Consider the following 19152-nt stretch of genomic DNA (forward strand, 5'->3'; position numbering starts at 1 on the left):
TCTCCCAACATCATCTCGCACTTTGACAACATTCCTCAGGAGCTGAGTTAAATCTTCCGGAGCTTATGGTAGCGTCACAGGATAATTTAACTTACTGTATTAGTATAGGAATCTATTTGTGAACTATCGCACAACCATAGATTTCTAGAAATTTACCGCAGACGAAATGCGGAACGAGAAAAATGAATGATATCCGGCAGGCCTTGGGCAGTTTCTTACCACTGAAGTTGCTGCAACACATTCACGGCCAGCATGGTGTGCGGCCGGCGGCCGTTGAATTCCCTGCCGCTGTCATTTTCGTCGATATTTCACGTTACACTGCACTGGTCGAACAATTTGCCAGACGAGGACAGGGAGGGCTGGAGGGGATTCCCGGCGTGCTCGGCCGTTCCTATACACGCTGCGTCGATCAGATTATCGAGCGCGGCGGTGAAGTTCTCTGCCTGGCGGGTGATGAACTGTTGGCCTACTGGGCCGCCGACGGCGAGAGCTTGGCGCAGGCGGTGCGTCAAGCCGCCGATTGCGCCGAAGCAATCTGCCGCAACCGGAGCGACGGGCCGGAAAGTGCCGGCGAGGCTGGCCCTGCATTGCATATAGGCATAGGTGCGGGCCAGTTATGGGCCGCAGCAGTTGGCGGGCAGCAGGTCTGGAACCTGCTTGCCGGTGGCGACGCTGTTATTCAGGCGGCGAAGTCGCAGGTGCTAGCGCGGCGTTGGGAGTATGTGCTCTCCGAAGGTGCGAAACGGGCGCTGGCCGACGACGACACGATCGCTGTGCCCCGCGCCTCTGGAGCCGACTTTGATAGAATTTCTGGCATGCCCCAGCCGGAATGGCTGACCGGTTTCCTGCCACCTCAATTGCAGGAGGTGCTGCTGGCGCCCGCGCAAGCGGCATGGGCTGCGGGCGAAGGATTCGCCGCAGAGACAGACGGCCCGCAGCGCCTGGACGCCCGCCTCGATGCTCTAGCCGAGATCAGGCCCGTCTCGGTTGTGTTTGCTCGAGTTGCCGGGATCGATGACCACGACCCGCTCGCTCTGTCGCGGCATCAGGAGCTATGCACCGCGTTGCAGGAGACATCGCGGGCGCGCGGCGGCCCCCCAGGTGAGCTCCTGATTGATGACAAGGGGTTGGTGTTTATCGCCGCCTTCGGCGCCCGTGGCTCGTTTCATCGCGACGACCCGCACCGCGCGGTCGATGCTGCCCGTGCGATCGGCCCTGCTGTCCGCGATTTTGGCCTTTCCGTCTCGGTCGGCGTGGCAACCGGCGACGCGTTGTTTCGCGTCGTCGGCGGTGCACGCCGCCGCCAGCTGATGGTGCTCGGACCGCCGGTCAATCGGGCCGCGCGCCTGATGACGGCAGTTTCGGGAGACGTTCTATGCGATGCCCCCACCGAGCGGGCGAGCCGAATGGCGTTCTCCTTCGAGAAGCGCGGCACCCTCCAACTGGAGGGCCTCGGCGACATGGCGCCGGTGTTCCGGCCACTGGAGGCTCGCCCTACGGCATTGCCGCCGGCCGCGCTAATCGGCCGCCACAACGAACTAGAGTTCCTGAAGCGCAGCTTCGAGGAGACGCGCGCTGGCGGGAATCAGCTGGTTGCGGTTCTCGGCGAGCCCGGCATTGGTAAGACCGCATTGGTCAACGCCTTCACCGCAGAATTGCGTGCGTTCGGCATCACCGTGTCGGTTGCGCGCGCCGAGCGCGATGACCGCCACACGTCGCTGCTCGCCTGGCGGCGTGTGCTGGAATCGCTGCTCGGCTTGTCGCCCGATGGCGATGGCTTCATCATCGTGGATGCACTGGCCCGCCGCCTCGACAGCAATGCACCGATAACCGGGCGACTGCCGCTGCTGGCCGATCTGTTGGGCATTGACCTTGAACAGAACGAGGGCACCCGCCATCTTGATGGTGCCCATCGCGCCGACGCCACAATGCGACTGATGGGCGAGCTAATTGACGTGCTGGCGCCGCACCCGCTAGCCGTAGTGCTGGAGGACAGTCAGTGGCTGGATTCGGCCTCTTGGCGTCTGCTCGAGTGGGTTCTTGGCTCGTCCACGTCGGTGATGCTGATCCTGTGTGTGCGGTCAGAAGAGGTGCCGGATGAGTTGAGGAGCCTCCGGAACCGCATGGAATCGGCGCGCATGAACCCCATCGCCGCCGATGTTGACGATCCCGCCCGCTTTTGCCGCATTCTCGACCTTGAGGAATTGGACGACCGCTCCATCGGCAAACTGGTCGGCCGAACTTTAGGCGATGCGCCACCACAGGAGGAGCTGGCGCATCGCATCTCGACACTCGCAAGCGGCAATCCGTTCTTTGCTGAGGAGATCTCGCTGACATTACGCGGAGAGGGTCTCATCGCCATTCGTGAAGGTGCTTGGCGACCGATCAGACCACTTGACGGGCTCCGCTATTTCGAGGGCGTCGAGCGGGTGGTCCGCGAGCGCGTCGACCGGCTCGAACCGGCAGCCCGAGACGTATTGAAGGCGGCTGCGGTTGTCGGCCGCTCTTTCAGCGACGAGGCAGTCGCCAAGCTAACCGAGAAAGAATTCGACCGCGGCGTCCTCGCTGCCGCCTTCGAGCTCCTGGTGGCGGCTAACCTTGTCCGCTGCCAGGAAGGGGGCCGCTCCTACGAGTTCCGCCACGACCAGATTCGCGACGTCGTCTATGGTTCGATCCCTGGCGATGTCCGCCAAAGGCTTCATCAGGCGCTGGCAGGATGGATGGAGGGGGTAGGCGCGACCTTGAGCAACTCCGACATCGCGTTCCTCGTCCAGCATTTCGAAGCCGCAGGAAATGTTCAGAAGTCGGTCAAATATGCAGATCTAGCAGCCACCAAGGCACTGAAGGTCGGTGCCTTCCGCGAGGTAGGCACCTTCCTCGAAATTTGTTTCAGCCACGAACCGCGGCAGCAACCACTCAGCCCTGCCGACCGACGGCAGGCGGTGCGCTGGCGGCGCCAGCTTGCCGAGGCCCAATATAGCCGCGGCGACATCCATGCGCAGGGCGTCGCGATCCGGCGGGCGCTTTCGTTGGCGGGTGTTTCCGTACCTCACTCCAGGTTGGGCACAGCTGTGCGGCTTATCCGCGGTGGCGCGAGGCTAGCGCTGCAGCAGCTTTGGCGCTCACCGACAGCGTCCGGAGAGTCGGATCGCGCCTGGGCCAAGGAATTGGCGCGCTGCCACAACCAAGCGGTGGTAGTCGAGTATTTCGAACTTCGCTTCACCCACGGGTTGATACATCTGCTGGCGGCAGTCACCCAGGCAGAGCGGGCCGGCTTCTCGGGCGAACTCGCCGTTGCTTCCGCCCAACTCGGCTGCGGCTTCGGTATTCTTGGACGCAAGCGTCTCTGCAAACACTTTATTGAACGGGCCGAGCAGACCTCGGTAACGCTCGCCGATCCGGCTGTCCACGCTCATGTCTGCATGCTCGATGCACTGTGGCGCATCGGCCATTGCGACTGGGCGGCCGTCGATCAACGGCTCGATCAGTCGCAGGCGCTGTGCTTAGCCGCTGGTGATCAACTCCGCTGGTGTAACGCCCAGGTCATTCGCTTCTGGTCACTGTTCTACCGAGGCGACTGGACGGCTCTGGAGGCGGTTGCACAGGGGCTGTTGTCACGCGCACAAAACAGCGGCAACATCCAGCACGAAATCTGGGCGCTCCGCTGCAAGTCGACCTGTGTGCTCTACACGGACAGTCCTCGGGAGGCGGTCGACATCTTGCGGCTGATAACCTCCGCGATGCCAGAGTCGGCAGACATCTCGGCCCATATCTCCTGCAAGGGTTCCTTAGCGTTAGCACTCGCCCGTGTTGGCTCGCACGCCGAAAGTGTGCAGGCAGCCGTGGAGACACTACAACTGCTCCAACGGATGGGCCGACCGACTGCGCACAGCACGCTGCTTGGCATCATCGAGGTTTGCGAGGTGCTACTGCGTGGCCGCGAGGCCGGACTTTCGCGCGAATACGACCAGTGGGGCCATTGGGAAGCACAAGGCCTCTACGAACTCAAGCGCTTCTGCCGCACCTTCCCTGTCGGCATCGCCCAATACGGCCTGTGGCGCGGCGTGGCGCTGTGGCTGGATGGCCGCACCAAACGGGCGCTTAAGGTATGGAAACAGGCCTTCGCTGTCGCGTCCCGCCTGTCCTTGCTGCAGGATAAGGCGATGATCTCCGCTGAAATCCGCCGCCGTCGCGATCAGATTTGAGACCCGCAGGGACGCCTGTGGCTCCTGATCCTTCTGCCTGTCGATGGGGCTATTTTTGTCCAGTTCGAGCTAGCGATCGAAATGGCGCGTTGACCTGGCGTTCGAGTAAGCCCAGGCGACAGCCAATGGCAAATGGAATGCTTCACTCACCTGGGCCGAACACGCCCCCTTGGATAGGGAGCCGATGGTGGCCGTTCGTCGTCGGCGCGACCTTGGGTATCACGATGTTCCTAACGCTGAGATGTTGACCCGCTAGGCTGCCTTCCTGCGTCCGCTCTTAACTGGCTTCGGTGCTTCTGCCTTGCGGCCAAGGCCTATCTTCTTGGCGAGTGTCGAACGCGCCGCGGCGTAGGCAGGAGCAACCATCGGGTAGTCGAAGGAAAGTTTCCACTTGGCGCGATACGCGTCTGGTGTCAGTCCGTGATGGGTCGTTAGGTGCCGTTTCAGCGACTTGAACTTTTTTCCATCCTCAAGGCAGATAATGTGATCGTTTTGCACAGAACGCTTCGGATTCATGGCCTGCCGATGGCGAAGCGAACTGCCCGCGCGATCGCGCGGTCAGGGATCCTTCATGTCGCCCTGTTCGGTATCCTGTGGCGCAATCATCGTTCAACGCGATTGAGCAAATGAAATTCTGCTTCAGGTTTCAAGTGTCCTAAGGACAATTGGAAGCCGCGACTTCTGAGGATACAATGCAATCCCTGAGTCTGCGTAGATGTACTGAGTCTTGGACCCCAAGAGGAGGCAAAGATGAGCGAGGACAGGGAAGAGCGGGTTCGGCAGCGGGCCCACGAGATTTGGGAGCGCGAAGGCCGACCTCACGGTCACGAGAAGAAGCACTGGGAGCAAGCTTCCACCGAGGTCGACGCAGAGCAGGATTCGAAATCCGCCGACGCGGCTCCAGCGACAGGCACTAGTCCGCCTGTGGAGAAACCTGGGAGCAAGCGCCGTGCGGCCAAGACCACGCAGACAAAGGCGAGCAAACCCGCCGGACCGGCTAAATCCACTTCCAAGCGGACCCCGGCACGATCGAAATCGTGACTGAAATATTCGAGATGGTCGCCTCCGGATCTACCTGGAGCCGGAGGCGAAGCATCGTAAAGTTGCCACTGCCATTTCGCCGCCGGCAGGTCGGGATCTATTCCTCTGCAACATCGAGGCGATCAGCCGGCAGGTCGGGATCTATTCCTCTGCAACATCGAGGCGATCAGCCGGCATGACAATCTCTTCGAAACCGCCAAAGAGGTAAGCTAAATCCCATAACTTGGAGAGCGAGGGATCGACCTTGGCGCGGCCGCGGACCGAGTGCGCTGCTCAAGCTTTCAGATGCAGAGTCACCAGGACCGTGCACTCGGAGCCGGGTGTAAAATTGGCGGCAACGCGCAACCAGTTGCCGAAGTGCTTCACCCGCAACACAGTGATGCCGCCCTCTTCAGCGGGCATCGACACTTCAGTCCCTTCAGCCACCCAGCGCATGCCGTCTGGCGAAATCTCGACGCGAGCCTTGGGCTGCGTGCCCTTCGGCGTCTTGAGCGCCCGCACGAAGATCACAGCTTCTCGCGCCCAGCCGGCCTCAAGCGGTTCGCTTGCGGCCGCCCCCGACCAGCGCTCATTGCGTGCGACAATCGCCGTTGTGTTCTCCGGCAGCATCAGAAGTCTCCCGAGATGCAGACGGAATCAATGTAGAGAAAGGCGCGTTTGTCCGCATCGGTCTCGACGAACAGCGCGAAGTTCAGCATGCACCACAGGTTCTTCATTGCAGGAATACGAATAGAATCGAAGCCCGCCATGTCGAAACTGCGGTCGTTGCAGCGGAAGCCAGTTGCCCGCATCGATTCCAGGTCGAAGTCGAAGCACAGATATGTCCAGTTCACCTTGGTCGGAATCTCGTTGTAGCAAAGTCGCTGCACACCGTCTGGCAGATCGCGCCAGCCCTCCGGCGCAAGATGGTAGTGGCTGAACGTCTTGTCAGAGCGGCCGAGTGACCTGAACGGCGTCGACTCGGTCTTGAACTGCCATTTCTGAAGGTGCAGGCCGTGCTCGGCGTTGAGGAAACGCAGATGCGGCATCACCCGCTCATTGTCGCCGTCTCTGTCACCGCCCTGCAGGTCGAACAGCAAGCCCACCGATCGTACGTCGGTCTCGCTGAGCGTGAGCTCGTTCGCCTCCGGCTTGAACGTGAAATAGGCTTCGAAACGGATCGGCCCGCGCTTGCGAAAGGTGTGGCGCTTGATGGCGACGTTCTGGGCGCCGGCCTTGGGCCGCGTCGCGATCTTGAGCGCGTAGGAAGAACCCATGCCGCCATGCGATCCGGCGTCCCAGTGGCCAAGCGTCGACAGCATGGGGCTGGTGTGCTGGGCATAACCAGGCAGCATGGAATCGAGATCGTCCTCGTAGTTGCCGACAAGCTGTGACCAGCCGCAATGGCCGCGCGAAAAATCGTCCAGCGAGACGAGGCGCGGCAAGGGGTCGAAACGGCTGAGGTTGGGGTCGGCGCGCTGCATCGCCAGCCGCAGCGCCTCGGCCATGTCGATCATTGGCGTTTCCAAAGTCACTGTGCCATCTCCCTCACTGTGCCCTGAGCCGTTTCACGGCGTCCCAATCAACCTCAATGCCAAGGCCGGTGCCTGTTGGCACTGGCAGCATGCCATTCTTCTGCCGATCGGCCCCCGGCGCCGCACCCGTGATCCACGTCTTGAACGGGCTTGAATCGGTCTCGCATTCCATCGCCTTGATGTTCGGCATTGCGGCGGCGAGGTGGACGCTTGCCGTCTCGCAGATGATGCCCGACATTCCGATATGGGGCGCATACTGAACGTCGTGCGCGGCGGCAAACTCGGCCATGCGCTTTGTCTCGGTGATCCCGCCGGAGCGCGCGACGTCCGGCTGCAGGTAGGACAATGTACGGTTGGCTACGAGCCGCATGGCTTGATCGAGCGTGTAGTTGCTCTCGCCCGCTGCCAGTGGAGTATCGCAGCGCTGTTTCAGCGCCTCGTACCCAGCCTCGTCTTCCGGCCGGATCGGCTCTTCGAACCAGAAATAGCGATTGTCGGTAAGGGCCCTGCCGACCTCGACAGCCTCCTCCAGCGTGTAGGCCCAGTTCGCGTCGACGCACAGATCGATGTCGTCGCCGGCGCGCTTTCTCAAATGCGCGATGCGCCGGCATGCATCTTTTATCGGGTTTGCGACCTTCACCTTGATGCGCGGGAAGCCCTTTTCCAGGTAGCGGTCGAGCTCGCGCTCCATGAATGTGTCATCGCCCCAGTTGACCGAAGCCGCGTATACCGGAACCTCGGCGCGACCCATGCCGCCCAAAAGCCGATAGATGGGCAGGTTCGCGACCTTTCCCAGAATGTCCCACAGCGCGATGTCGACGCCTGAGATCGCCTCGAACAGCATGCCGCCCGAACGGCCCGAAAGGGCGCGGCGCATGCTGTGCCAATGTGCCGTGATGTCGGTGGGGTTGTGGCCGACGAGCCGCGGCTTCAGCGACGTTTCGATCAGCTCGGCATAGGCTTTCGGCGAGAAGCGGGCGAGCGCCTCGCCAACGCCGGTTATGCCGGCATCGGTGCGCACCTCGACCAGGCAGATTGAGACATCCGTATAGCGGCCCCACGACGTGACGGTTGGATGCGGCAAGGTCTGCGACAGCGGATGGGCAATGACGTCCGTGATACGGATGTCGGCATTGGTGGAATTTTTGTCGCTCACCCGCTTTCCCCTCGAGTCTTGGCACGGCTGGCCCCGCATTTCTCATCAGTAGCGCCTAACAAGGTTGCTTGGCAACTGATTAACTTAGTTGCTAAGTTGATGGGCTACGTGCTAACGATGCGCGATCATGGGGCGACAATGACAGAACAGCCTGACCGAAAGCCGATCTTTTCCGCCAAGCCGGCGAGTTCAGCACGGCTGGCCGACACGGTCTCGGATTCGATCGCGGCGGCGTTGTTCGACGGCCGCATCGCGCCTGGAGAGCCCCTGCCGCCGGAAGGAGAAATCGCCCGAGAGTTCGGGGTGTCGAAGCCGATCGCCCGCGAGGCGTTGCGCCAGCTGGGCGCTGCTGGTCTCATTCTTACCCAGCAGGGCAAGGTTGCACGCGCCAAGGCGTTGAACGGAGAGTCGCTGGAAAGGATCTACGGATACGCGGTGCGCTCGAGCCTGACCCGGCTTCGGGAGGCAAACGAGATGCGCCGGGTCATTGAGACCGGCATTGCTCGCGTTGCCGCCCAGCGGCGCGACAAGGCCGGCATGGCTGCAATGCAGCGGGCGCTTGAAGAGATGTCTTCTGGCCTGGGGGATCCTGCCGCCTTCACCGAGGCCGACATCCTGTTTCACGTCGGCCTGGCCATGGCGACTGGCAATTCGATGATCCGCGTGCAGATGGAAGGTATGCGCTCCGTCCAGCGCGAAGTTTCCGAGCTGTTTTCGCGGCGCGCCAATCGAACCAGAGCCGATTGGCAGGCCACGATCGACCGCCACCAGGCCCTTTACGACGCCATCGAAGCCGGCGACGGCACGCTAGCCGAGCAATGCATCATCAAACACTATGCAGCAGCCGACATCGCCTCGCTTGAGGTGGCAGGCAAGCTCAAGTCCGAGAAGGGCAGGGACCGGTGAGCGGCCAGCGCTTTTCCCTCGTTGGCCGCAGCGCACTGGTCACCGGCGCGAGTTCGGGCATCGGCCGCGCTGTAGCGCTCGGGCTGGCCGAGCAGGGCGCGCGGCTGGTGCTGCATCATTTCGGTGATGCGGCTGGGGCTGCCGAGACTGCACGCGCTATCGACAGCCAGACGCCCATTCTGGAAGCGGATTTTACCCAGCCAGGCGGCGCAGAGATGTTGGCCGACGCGGTGCTTGGCGAGCATGGGCCAATCGACATTCTTGTCGCCAACGCCGCGATTGAGCGACGCGCCGCGTGGCATGAGGTATCTGTCGCCGACATTGGTGCGCATTTTTCAGCAAATTTCATGTCGCTGCTGACGCTGGCCCAGCGGCTGGTGCCACCTATGGCCGAGCGGGGTTGGGGCAGAGTGGTGGCCACCGGCAGCGTCATGGCTTCGCGCCCACGTGCAGAAACGGTGGCTTATGCGGCCATGAAGGCGGCGCAGTTCACTGCCATCCGCGCCATCGCCCGCGACGTCGCCGCCCGTGGCGTAACCATGAATGTCGTGTCGCCAGGCGCCATCGAAATCGAGAAGAACGCTGCCCGATATGCAGAGCCGGCGTTCCGCAACGCCGTTGTGGCGAAAATTCCCGCTGGCCGTCCAGGCCGGCCTGACGATCTGGTCGGCGCCGTGCTGTTCCTGTGCAGTGATGCCTCAGCTTACATCACCGGCACAAACCTACCGGTGGATGGTGGCTGGACCATCGGCGATGCCTCCGGCGCATTGCCGGGTGAGGCGGTGTGATGGCGCACGCCGACGTCACGATTTTCCGCAACCGTCGCGACGTGGTCGGCGAGGGGCCGGTGTGGGACGACGACGCCCGTTGCCTGTGGTGGGTAGACACTGTCGGCAAGACAATTCATCGCGCCGACCCCCTCAACGACAACACCGAAACATACGCAGTACCCCAACCGCCAGCTGCGCTGGCACTTGCAGACGACGGCGCGCTTATCGTGGCTGCTGGCCTCGCCTGGCTTCGCTTCGAGCCTGGCTTCGCCGCGCTCGCGCAGCATGCCATTTGGAGGCAACAACCTGCGTCGATGCGCTTCAATGATGGCGTCGTGGACGCGCGCGGGCGGTTCTGGACGGGCACCCTGCACGAGGCGCGCGAGCCGGTGGGCGAGCTCTTGTGCCTCGACGAAGCCGAGGTCCGCTGCGTCGTGAATGGCTTGCGGACGCAGAATGGCTGCGCCATCTCGCCGGACAGCCGGACCTTCTACCTCGCCGACAGCCACCCGCACGTTTGCGCGATCTGGGCCTTCGACTTCGACCTTGAACGCGGCGACCTCGCCAATCGCAGGCTGTTCCACAGGCCATCCCACGGCCGGCCGGACGGTGCGGCGGTCGATAGCGATGGCTGCTACTGGTTCGCCGCCGTCGATGGTGGACGCATTGTTCGCCTCGACCCCGACGGTGCCGAGATGTCGGCAGTCAAGCTGCCGGTATCGCGCCCGACAAAACCCGTCTTTGGAGGCAGCGATCTCTCGACGATTTATGTGACGTCGATGAGCGCCGGGACCGATCCCGCTGTCGAGCCGATGGCCGGTGCCGTGCTTGCAATCGAAACCGGCGTGCGCGGCCTGCGCCAGCCCCGGGTCAACAACAGCCCCGCCAAGGCCCGACCCCTTGCAGGCGCATCTCAAACAGCTGATCCAATTGGGAGGAAACGCAAATGAAAACCGCAACAATCGCATTGGCAGCCTCGGCGCTCGCGCTGACAATCATGTCGTCGCACACATCGGCTGAGGAGCTGCGTTTCACAGTCTGGACCGGTAATGAAGCGCATCTGAAGATGCTCAACGGTTTTGCAGAGAGCTTCAAGGCGTCGCATCCCGACGTATCGGTGAAGTTCGAGACTATTCCACCGGCCGATTACACGCAGAAACTCACCTTCCAACTTGCTGGCGGTAACCCGCCGGATGCCGGCTGGCTGATGGAGGACGCCGCCCCCACATTCGCCAATGCCGGCGTGCTGGAAGATGTCGCACCCACACTGAACCAGGCACAAGGATACAACTTCGCAGACTTCTCCAAGCCTGCGCTTGGTTTGTGGACGGCCAGCGACACAGTTTACGGCATACCCTTCTCAACCTCGCCCTTCGTTATCTTCTACAACAAGGATCTGTTCGACAAGGCAGGTCTTGAGGACCCGCTGGCGCTCGCCGCCAAGGGCGAATGGGACATGGCCAGGTTCCAGGAAGTAGCAAAGAAGCTCAAGGAGACAACCGGCAAGTGGGGCTTCGAGTTTAAGGACGGACAGGGCTACGATTCGCGTATCATGCATGCCCTGATGCCGCCGATCCGCGCCTATGGTGGCGATGTGTGGGCAAACAAGGAATGCGGCTTTGACAAGCCTGAAGCTGTCGCAGCCGTACAGCAGCTTCATGACATGGTCTTCAAGGACCAATCGATCGTGCCGCCGGGGGAGCAAGGCGACTATTTCTCGGGCAACGCGGCAATGACGATTAACCAGATCTCGCGCGCCTCGTTGATGGAGAAGGCGGGTTTCAAATGGGGCATCGCACCACTTCCCACCGGACCGGGGGGCGAATCTCCAGTGATCGGACAGGCCGGCATCGTGGTCTTCACCGCCGGCAAGCAGAAGCAGCTCGCGGCCGACTTCGTTGCGCATATGACCAATGCCGAAAATGTCGCGATCGCGGCGCAGTTCTTCCCGCCGGCGCGCACCAGCGTGCTCGAAAGCGATGCCTTCGTCACCTCCAACAAACTCATTCCGGCGGAGCAGATGAAGATCGTCGCAGACGCGATCGCCAAGGGGAAGGTGCTGCCCAGCCATGACAAAAGCCCGCAGATCCTGACGGCCATGAAGCCGCGGGTCGATGCGCTGTGGCGTCCCGATGCCAATGTCGAGGCTTCGCTAAAGGCCGTTTGCGAAGCAATCCAGCCGTTGCTCTAGGAGCAGACCTTGCCGGCGAAGCCGACGACAGGAATCGTGACGCAAGACGCCAGCACACCGTGGCTCACGCTGAAGATGCGCGAGGCGATGGAGGCATGGCTGTTCATTGGCCCGACGCTCGCCGGCTTCCTCATCTTTTTTATCGGGCCACTGATCGCTGTGGTCTGGTACTCGATGACGGAGTGGAACCTGCTCGCCCAGCAGGCCACTTTCGTCGGCCTCGACAACTACGACGACGCGCTGTTTCGCAATCCGGACTTCTGGCTGGTCGTGCGCAATTCGGTGATCTTTGCGCTTGGATTGGTACCGTTCAACATGGCCCTGGCGCTGGCGCTCGCGATCTCGCTTTCCCGTCGCTTTGTAGGCGTCGTCTTCTTCCGAACCGTCTTCTTCGCGCCGGTGGTGACCTCGGCGGTCGCCTGGGCGATTGTCTGGAAGTTCCTGCTGCAGGGCGAAGCAGGCTTCGTCAACCAGATGCTTGCTCACATCGGCATCAACGGGCCCAACTGGCTGCGCGAGCCCGACTGGGCGATGGCGGCCGTTATCGTCACCCGGGTCATCAAGATGGTCGGGCTCAACATGATCCTCTACATTGCCGCGCTTCAAGCAATCCCGCGCGACTATGAGGCGGCAGCGCGGCTTGAAGGGGCGTCGAACTGGCAGATCTTCCGCCTTGTCATCTGGCCGCTGCTCGGACCGACGACACTAGTGATCATGGTGATCACGACCATCGGCTCGTTCAAAGTGTTCGACCATATCTATCTGATGACCGGAGGTGGGCCGGAGAACGGCACGCTGGTGCTCGCCTTCTACATCTACAAGCAGGGCTTCGAGTTCTTCGACGTGGGCTACGCCTCCGCACTCGCCATGATCATGTTTGTCATTGTCATGGTTTTGACCCTCGTCCAGCTGGCGCTGCGCCGGAGGGATACCTGATGGGTGGCTTGACGCAAAAGCAGCTCCGCATCGTCAACCAGGTCTGCTGGACGCTCGCGTTGGCCGTGGCAGCGATACCGTTTGTGTTCCCGTTCCTCTGGATGATCTCTTCCGGTTTCAAGAGCGCCAGCGAGATCTTCGGCTCACCCAGCCTGGTGCCGCGCGAGTGGCAATGGCGCAACTTCGTCGACGTCTTCACCTACCAGCCCTTCGCCCGTCAGTATTTCAACTCGCTTTACATAGCGCTGACGGTGACCGCGCTGACCCTCGTCATTTCGTCACTGGCAGGCTACGCGCTGGCACGCCTGCGCTTTGCGGGCGCCGGCCTCATCAGCCTGTTTCTTGTTTCGGCGCTGATGGTGCCGGAGGAAGTGACGATGATCCCGAACTTCTTCCTCATCAAATGGGCGGGGCTGATAGACACGCACTGGCCGCTCATCATGCTGCCTGTGTTCGGACCCCAGGGCATCATGGCCACGTTCCTCATGCGCCAGTATTTCCTGGCCCTGCCGAGGGAACTCGAAGAGGCGGGCAAGATGGATGGGCTTTCGCGCTTTGGAGTCTGGTGGCGCATCGCCTTGCCGATGTCCCGGCCGGCCCTGGCCGCTGTGGCGATCATAACCTTCCTCAACTCGTGGAACCTGTTCCTCGAGCCGCTGATCTTCATTTCGTCGCTCGAAAAATTCACGTTGCCGCTGGCGCTATCCAACTTCACCGACCCTTATGGCACGCCGCTCTGGCACCTGCAGCTTGCCGCAACAACGCTGGCCGTCCTGCCGATATTGATCGTCTATCTGATCGCACAGCGGCAGATCATCGAAAGCTTCGCCCTGTCGGGCGTCAAAGGCTAAGCACATGACCAGTTTGACCCTAGCCGGCATTCGCAAGCGTTTTGGCAAGGTCGACGTGATCCGCGGCGTCGACTTGCGGGTCGCCGACGGTGAATTTGTCGTCTTCGTCGGGCCTTCGGGCTGCGGCAAGTCCACATTGCTGCGCATGATTGCTGGCCTCGAGGATATCAGTGAGGGCGAGCTGCGCATTGGCGACCGCATTGTCAACGAGGTGCAGCCGGCCAAGCGGGGCGTGGCGATGGTATTCCAGTCCTACGCCCTTTATCCGCACCTCACCGTACGAGACAATATGGGTTTCGGACTGAAGGTGCGCGGCGTGCCGCCGCACGAACGACGCCAGCGCGTGGAAGCAGCGGCGGCCACGTTGAAACTGGACGCGCTTCTCCAACGGTTTCCGCGGGAGCTGTCGGGTGGACAACGCCAACGAGTTGCGATCGGGCGCGCCATTGTGGGCGAACCGGATGTGTTCCTGTTCGACGAACCGCTCTCGAACCTTGATGCCGAGCTCCGCGTGCATATGCGCTCGGAGATCGCCTCTTTGCACAAACGGCTCGGCAACACGATGATCTATGTCACGCACGACCAGATCGAAGCAATGACGCTTGCCGACAAGATCGTGGTGCTGCGAGACGGGCAGGTCGAGCAGGTCGGGACGCCGCGCCAACTTTACGAAAGGCCCGGTAACTTGTTCGTCGCACAATTTATCGGCAGCCCCAAGATGAACATCCTGCCGATCGAAGCGGTTGCCGGGAAACTGCCCGGCCAACCAAAAACCGCCAGCCTCGTCGGCGTGCGGCCTGAAGACCTCGAATTGACCGAGCCTGGATCAGGTTTTGTCGATGCACGCATACTGATCAGCGAATACACAGGCGCCTCTTCACTGCTGCACGTGCAGTTGCCCAGCGGCCAAGTCTTCCTGGTCGCGCATGACGGTGAGGCGCCGCCAGCCGACACATCCGTGGGCTTGGCGGTTGAGCCAGGCAGACTTCATTTCTTTGCCGACTCTGGTCGCCGCGCTGACTGACGCAATTTGCTGCTCCATTCGTGCGCGTCGCAGTCTCACACCTTCGTGCTTTGCCCTCCCTTGGGTCCGTCATAGACCAGCGACGTTTTGGTCAAGCAATGGCGTCGGCTCACTCAGAAGCGCCAATCGAGGAAAAAACACGCGTGCGGCTGGAGATAGCTCAGTCACGCGCATGTGGGGCTGCCCTGCAATGCGTCGGTTCGTCGCGAATGTCTGTCGCGAAGCTGACGTCGATCTCATCAGACCACTAGGTTGGGGCAAAGCAGTGAAATCCACGTGCTATGCTGTTGCCCCTTGTGGATTGTCGCGCATTCTCTTCCTCGGCGTTCCCTGAAAGCCCGTCGGAGAGATCGAGTATTTCGGACTACTGCCATCACTGTCTTTAGGGTTTAAGCAACTCAAGATTATTGCGCGCTGTTTCCGGCGAGATGCGAGTCAGAATGTCACCAATCGATAACTTTCATATGTGTCACCGTTCGATTACATGTTGACATTGCCCCATCAAGGGTAGCTGTTGTCGCCGACGTCATGGAAGGGCAAAGGTCAGGCCGAGCCTCTTGCCGAAATCTTTCGGAAATCGGACGGCGACATGCCGGCCAGCTTACGAAATGACTTGTTGAAAGCGCTGAGCGAGCCAAAGCCACTGTCCATAGCCACGCGCAGCACATTGGCGTCGTGATTCATCAGCAGCGCCTGCGCATAGCTCAGTCGCAAGAGATTGACATACTCGTTGAGCGTCATTCCGGTCGATTTCTTGAAGACGCTCATCGCATATTTGGGATGGATGTCGGCTGCCGCCGCGATGTCCACGCAATCAATCTCGTAGAGAAAATTCTCCGCGATGAAGTCGCACATATGCCCGACATTGCGCGAGGATTGCTGATCGAATGGACTGGCGGCGTCAGCATAGGCGGACGCGTCGGGTACGAGGCGGTAGGGCTCGAACCGCACACGCTCCAGGCGAAGCAGGAGTTCGTTGACAGCGTGCTCGGCCTTGGCAGGGTCGCCTGAGCGCGCATAGCCGTTCCAGCGTTCGAAATTGTTCACATCGGAGGGATCGGTTGCACCGGTGACCAGGGTCACTCCTGTCATCAGGCGATGCCGAAGATCAACGGGCAGATGCAGCCGGAAAAAATGCACCAGTGGCAGGTGCGCACCGGCATAGACGGCATCGTCCGATGAATAATCCATTTGATGCGGCAAGCCGCCCCAAAACAGGCACATGTCGCCTGCAGCAAGCGCAATCTCGTGATCATTCATCAGGTAGTGCACCGTGCCTTGCACGATGAAATTGACCTCCACCTGCGCGTGCCAGTGCGGTTTCAGCATAATCAGCGGATGGTTGTGGAACATCTGCAGCATCAGAGGCAGGCCTTCGACGCTGCTGGCGCCGGGCTGGTAAAACGGCCTCTCGGGCATCTTACTTTCCGCCAAATCCATATTCCCTTTGTCGAGGACAGACCTTGCGCGACGCCTAGTTTAGTTGCGCTCGCAGAGAGAGCAAATGAAATGGGAGGATTTCAATGCGCAACATTCTGACCTGCGCCGCGTTTGCGCTTGCCTTGGGCTCCGGCCCGGCCTTTGCGCAATCGGGCGAAATCACGATCTGGAGCTGGAACGTCGCCGCCTCGTCGCTGAAGGCCACGGTTGCGGGCTTCAACAAGCAATTCCCCGACGTCAAGGTAACGGTCGAGGATCTCGGCAATCAGCAAACCTTCGACAAGACGCTGGCAGGATGCGCGGCCGGCGGCGCCGGTTTGCCGGACATTCTTTCGATCGAAAATCACGAATCCGAAATCTTCTGGAGCCAGTTCCCTGATTGCTTCGTCGATCTGAAGACGCTGGGTTACACGGATGAGATCGCCGCCAAGTTCCCCGACTTCAAGCGCACGGAACTTGAAGTTGGCGGCAAGGCCTATGCGATGCCGTGGGATTCGGGCCCGGTCGCCATGTTCTACCGGCGCGATTTCTACGAAAAGGCAGGTGTCGATCCAGCGACGATCAAAAGCTGGGACGATTTCATCGCCGCCGGCAAGAAGGTGATGGAAGCCAATCCGGGCGTCACCATGACCCAGGCGGACATGAACGGCGACACCGAATTCTTCCGAATGATCGCCAATGAGCAGGGCTGCGGTTACTACAGCAAGGATGCTCAGGCGATAACGGTGAACCAGCCGGGTTGCGTTACCGCGCTGGAGAAGGTCAAGGCGCTGAAGGACGCGGGCCAGCTCATCCCCGGTACTTGGGACGAGAAGATCCAGGCGAACACGGCCGGCACCGTGGCCACGCAAATGTATGGTGGCTGGTACGAGGGCACCATCCGCTCCACGTCCCCCGATCTCGCCGGCAAGTGGGGCGTCTATCTTATGCCCAGCGCTTCCGCGGATGGGCCTCGCGCCGCCAATCTGGGAGGCTCTTCGCTCGCTATCACCTCGGCATCCCAGCACAAGGAAGCAGCTTGGGCCTATCTCAACTATACGCTTGGAACCAATGACGGCCAGGTCACCATGCTAAAGGAGTTCGGGCTCGTGCCCTCGCTACTGACAGCGCTGGACGATCCGTACGTTTCACAGGAACAGCCCTTTTGGGGCGGGCAGAAGGTGTGGGTAGACATTCTGTCGACGTTGCCCAAGGTCGTGCCCAGCCGCGGCACCCCATTCTTCTCGGATGCGGACGAGATCATGGTCGCCGTACAGCTCAAATATCTCAATGGCGGCTACCCCGACGCCAAGTCGGCGCTCGACGACGCGGCCAGCCAGATCGCGAGCGCGACCAGCCTGCCGATCGCCGAGTAACTGCACCGGAACGACCGGGTGGGCCTAGCGCCCACCCGATCATCAGACTGCACCTGGAACCTCGACCATGCGGCTGCGCACACAGACGGCTTACGCCTTCCTGACGCCATACCTGCTTGTCTTCCTGGCGTTCTGGATCTGGCCGATCGCCAACTCGTTCTGGCTGTCGTTCCTGAACACACGGAGCGCCAACTGGACATTCAATCCCCGAGTGACCTGGGGCCGGCTGCTCGTCGATCCAGCCTTCGCAAACGCACTCTGGAACACGCTTATCATCCTCGTCATCCAGGTGCCGATCATGATCGCGCTGGCAACGGTGCTCGCAACGCTTCTGAATTCGTCGATGCTCAAGGCAAGAGGCCTCTTTCGCTTCGCTTTCTTCGCGCCTGTGGTGGTCGGCGAGGTCGCTTACGCTGCCGTGTTTCGCCTGATGTTCAATCATGAGTTCGGAATCATCAACAAGATGCTCGCCGTCGCCAGCGTGCCGGCGATTCCCTGGCTTTCCAGTCCGAACGCCGCGATGGCCGTGATCATCATCGCAGTCACCTGGCGCTGGGCGGGGTACAACGCGATCATAATCCTTGCCGGGTTGCAGTCGATTCCCGAGGACGTCTACGAGGCGGCGACGCTGGACGGCGTATCGAAGACACGGCAGTTCTTTTTCATCACCTTGCCGCTGCTAAGGCCGGTTATCGTGCTTTGCGTCGTTATCTCCGTCATCGGCACGATGCAGCTTTTCTCCGAACCGTTCCTGATAACCAACCGGGGCGGCCCAGGCCAAGCGACGGAGACGCTCGGCCTCTTCCTCTACCGGCAAGCCTTCGGAGCGTTCAATTTCGGCTACGCTTCCGCGATCGCCTACACCATTGCGGCGCTTGCCATCGTTATTTCTCTCATCAACCTCTGGCTGGGAAGGGAACGCGAATGAGAAGCAAGTCTTCCGCCGAATTCAGGCGCAAGATTGCGCTTCACGCGGCGCTGGTACCGCTTGCCCTTATCTGGCTTTTCCCGCTTTGGATGATGTTCGTCTTTTCGACCATGTCGGAAAACGGCATCTTCAGCCCCGGGATTGTCCTCACTCCATCCGACCAGTTCGTGCAAAATTTCGTTGTCTTGGAGCGGGATGTCGGCTTCCTTCGCGCCACCACCATTTCGATCCTGGTCGCCGCAGCCTACACGCTCCTGTCGGTCGCACTGACGTCGATGGCCGGCTGGGCGCTAGCCAGCTACCGGTTCGTGGGCAAGGGCGTCGTGCTTGCGACCATCCTCGGAACATTGACGCTGCCCTATTTCGTCGTCGTCATCCCGCAATTCATCATGGTGGCGCGCGACTTCGGTCTCGACAACACATGGTTCGCGCTGATCGTGCCGCCGTTGTTCAATTCGCTTGGCGTTCTTTTTATGCGCCAGACGTTCCAGATGATGCCGGGCGAGTTGTTCGACGCTGCCCGCGTGGAGGGCGTCAAGGAATGGCGCATCTTCCTTTTCGTTGGCCTGCCGCTTGCGCGACCGGCGATCGCCGCCCTTTCGATCATTCTCTTTCTGCATAGTTGGAACAACTATCTGTGGCCGCTCTTGATCAACAGCAAGCCAGCAATGATGACCGCGCCGGTGGCACTCGGCAGCCTGATCGGCCTGACCAAGGTTTCGTGGGGTGGCATCATGACGGGCGCAGTAATGCTGACCGCGCCGATGCTAATTCTCTTTGTCGCGCTGCAGCGCCATTTCGTAGCCGGCATATCCGCCGGCGCGGTAAAGTAGTC

Annotated in this window: 16 protein-coding genes and 1 pseudogene; 12 read left to right on the forward strand and 5 right to left on the reverse strand. The window is 61.1% G+C overall.

The window, feature by feature from the left end; translation table 11 throughout:
• The first annotated feature begins 182 nt into the window (after positions 1-182).
• Positions 183-4205 carry an AAA family ATPase gene (locus F3H98_RS24460; protein ID WP_149762948.1) on the forward strand — a complete coding sequence of 1341 codons (4023 nt, stop codon included), beginning with the start codon at positions 183-185 and terminating at the stop codon, positions 4203-4205.
• Positions 4206-4457: 252 nt separating this feature from the next.
• Here the strand turns inward: F3H98_RS24460 and F3H98_RS24465 are convergent.
• A pseudogene (locus F3H98_RS24465) lies at positions 4458-4724 on the reverse strand (Ros/MucR family transcriptional regulator); the annotation flags it as partial.
• Between the two features lie 231 nt (positions 4725-4955).
• Here F3H98_RS24465 and F3H98_RS24470 point away from each other — a divergent pair.
• The gene (locus F3H98_RS24470; protein ID WP_149762950.1) at positions 4956-5246 is read left to right on the forward strand and encodes a DUF2934 domain-containing protein; all 291 of its coding nucleotides are present in this window, start codon (positions 4956-4958) and stop codon (positions 5244-5246) included.
• A gap of 273 nt (positions 5247-5519) precedes the next feature.
• On the opposite strand, the gene F3H98_RS24475 is transcribed toward F3H98_RS24470, so the two are convergent.
• Genes F3H98_RS24475 through F3H98_RS24485 form a run of 3 tightly spaced genes read right to left on the reverse strand, consistent with a single transcriptional unit; the run spans position 5520 to position 7916 of the window.
• Complete coding sequence (locus tag F3H98_RS24475; protein ID WP_149762951.1) at positions 5520-5855, reverse strand: hypothetical protein; 336 nt, start codon at positions 5853-5855, stop codon at positions 5520-5522.
• Positions 5855-6721 (reverse strand): DUF6772 family protein, encoded by an 867-nt coding sequence (locus tag F3H98_RS24480; protein ID WP_149762984.1) that lies wholly within the window; start codon positions 6719-6721, stop codon positions 5855-5857. Before F3H98_RS24480 ends, F3H98_RS24475 begins: the two co-directional genes overlap by 1 nt.
• 52 nt (positions 6722-6773) lie before the next feature.
• A complete protein-coding gene (locus tag F3H98_RS24485; protein ID WP_244621870.1) occupies positions 6774-7916 on the reverse strand; it encodes a mandelate racemase/muconate lactonizing enzyme family protein in 1143 nt (380 codons plus the stop codon).
• A gap of 138 nt (positions 7917-8054) precedes the next feature.
• Here F3H98_RS24485 and F3H98_RS24490 point away from each other — a divergent pair, with 138 nt between their 5' ends.
• The 7 genes from F3H98_RS24490 to F3H98_RS24520 all read left to right on the forward strand — a co-directional run bounded on the left by F3H98_RS24490 (position 8055) and on the right by F3H98_RS24520 (position 14594).
• On the forward strand, positions 8055-8822 hold the full coding sequence (locus tag F3H98_RS24490) for a FadR/GntR family transcriptional regulator (protein WP_149762953.1): 768 nt from the start codon (positions 8055-8057) through the stop codon (positions 8820-8822).
• Positions 8819-9610: an SDR family NAD(P)-dependent oxidoreductase gene (locus F3H98_RS24495; RefSeq protein ID WP_149762954.1), complete on the forward strand. Its 792-nt coding sequence runs from the start codon at positions 8819-8821 to the stop codon at positions 9608-9610. The genes F3H98_RS24490 and F3H98_RS24495 overlap by 4 nt, the downstream gene beginning before the upstream one ends.
• On the forward strand, positions 9610-10542 hold the full coding sequence (locus F3H98_RS24500) for an SMP-30/gluconolactonase/LRE family protein (protein ID WP_149762955.1): 933 nt from the start codon (positions 9610-9612) through the stop codon (positions 10540-10542). The genes F3H98_RS24495 and F3H98_RS24500 overlap by 1 nt, the downstream gene beginning before the upstream one ends.
• Positions 10539-11783 carry an ABC transporter substrate-binding protein gene (locus F3H98_RS24505; protein WP_149762956.1) on the forward strand — a complete coding sequence of 415 codons (1245 nt, stop codon included), beginning with the start codon at positions 10539-10541 and terminating at the stop codon, positions 11781-11783. The genes F3H98_RS24500 and F3H98_RS24505 overlap by 4 nt, the downstream gene beginning before the upstream one ends.
• Before the next feature lie 75 nt (positions 11784-11858).
• Positions 11859-12719, forward strand: coding sequence for an ABC transporter permease subunit (locus F3H98_RS24510; RefSeq protein ID WP_149762985.1), 861 nt, complete (start codon positions 11859-11861; stop codon positions 12717-12719).
• A gap of 8 nt (positions 12720-12727) precedes the next feature.
• On the forward strand, positions 12728-13570 hold the full coding sequence (locus F3H98_RS24515) for an ABC transporter permease subunit (RefSeq protein WP_149762986.1): 843 nt from the start codon (positions 12728-12730) through the stop codon (positions 13568-13570).
• 4 nt (positions 13571-13574) lie between these two features.
• Positions 13575-14594: an ABC transporter ATP-binding protein gene (locus F3H98_RS24520; protein WP_149762957.1), complete on the forward strand. Its 1020-nt coding sequence runs from the start codon at positions 13575-13577 to the stop codon at positions 14592-14594.
• A 543-nt stretch (positions 14595-15137) separates the two neighbouring features.
• On the opposite strand, the gene F3H98_RS24525 is transcribed toward F3H98_RS24520, so the two are convergent.
• Positions 15138-16013 (reverse strand): helix-turn-helix domain-containing protein, encoded by an 876-nt coding sequence (locus F3H98_RS24525; RefSeq protein WP_149762958.1) that lies wholly within the window; start codon positions 16011-16013, stop codon positions 15138-15140.
• A 104-nt stretch (positions 16014-16117) separates the two neighbouring features.
• Here F3H98_RS24525 and F3H98_RS24530 point away from each other — a divergent pair, with 104 nt between their 5' ends.
• The 3 genes from F3H98_RS24530 (at position 16118) to F3H98_RS24540 (ending at position 19150) form a co-directional block, all read left to right on the forward strand.
• Positions 16118-17389: an ABC transporter substrate-binding protein gene (locus F3H98_RS24530; RefSeq protein WP_149762959.1), complete on the forward strand. Its 1272-nt coding sequence runs from the start codon at positions 16118-16120 to the stop codon at positions 17387-17389.
• Between the two features lie 67 nt (positions 17390-17456).
• Complete coding sequence (locus F3H98_RS24535; RefSeq protein ID WP_149762960.1) at positions 17457-18317, forward strand: carbohydrate ABC transporter permease; 861 nt, start codon at positions 17457-17459, stop codon at positions 18315-18317.
• Complete coding sequence (locus F3H98_RS24540; RefSeq protein WP_149762961.1) at positions 18314-19150, forward strand: carbohydrate ABC transporter permease; 837 nt, start codon at positions 18314-18316, stop codon at positions 19148-19150. The genes F3H98_RS24535 and F3H98_RS24540 overlap by 4 nt, the downstream gene beginning before the upstream one ends.
• Positions 19151-19152 lie beyond the last annotated feature (2 nt).

This window comes from Neomesorhizobium albiziae (assembly GCF_900114255.1).
Classification (GTDB): domain Bacteria; phylum Pseudomonadota; class Alphaproteobacteria; order Rhizobiales; family Rhizobiaceae; genus Neomesorhizobium; species Neomesorhizobium albiziae.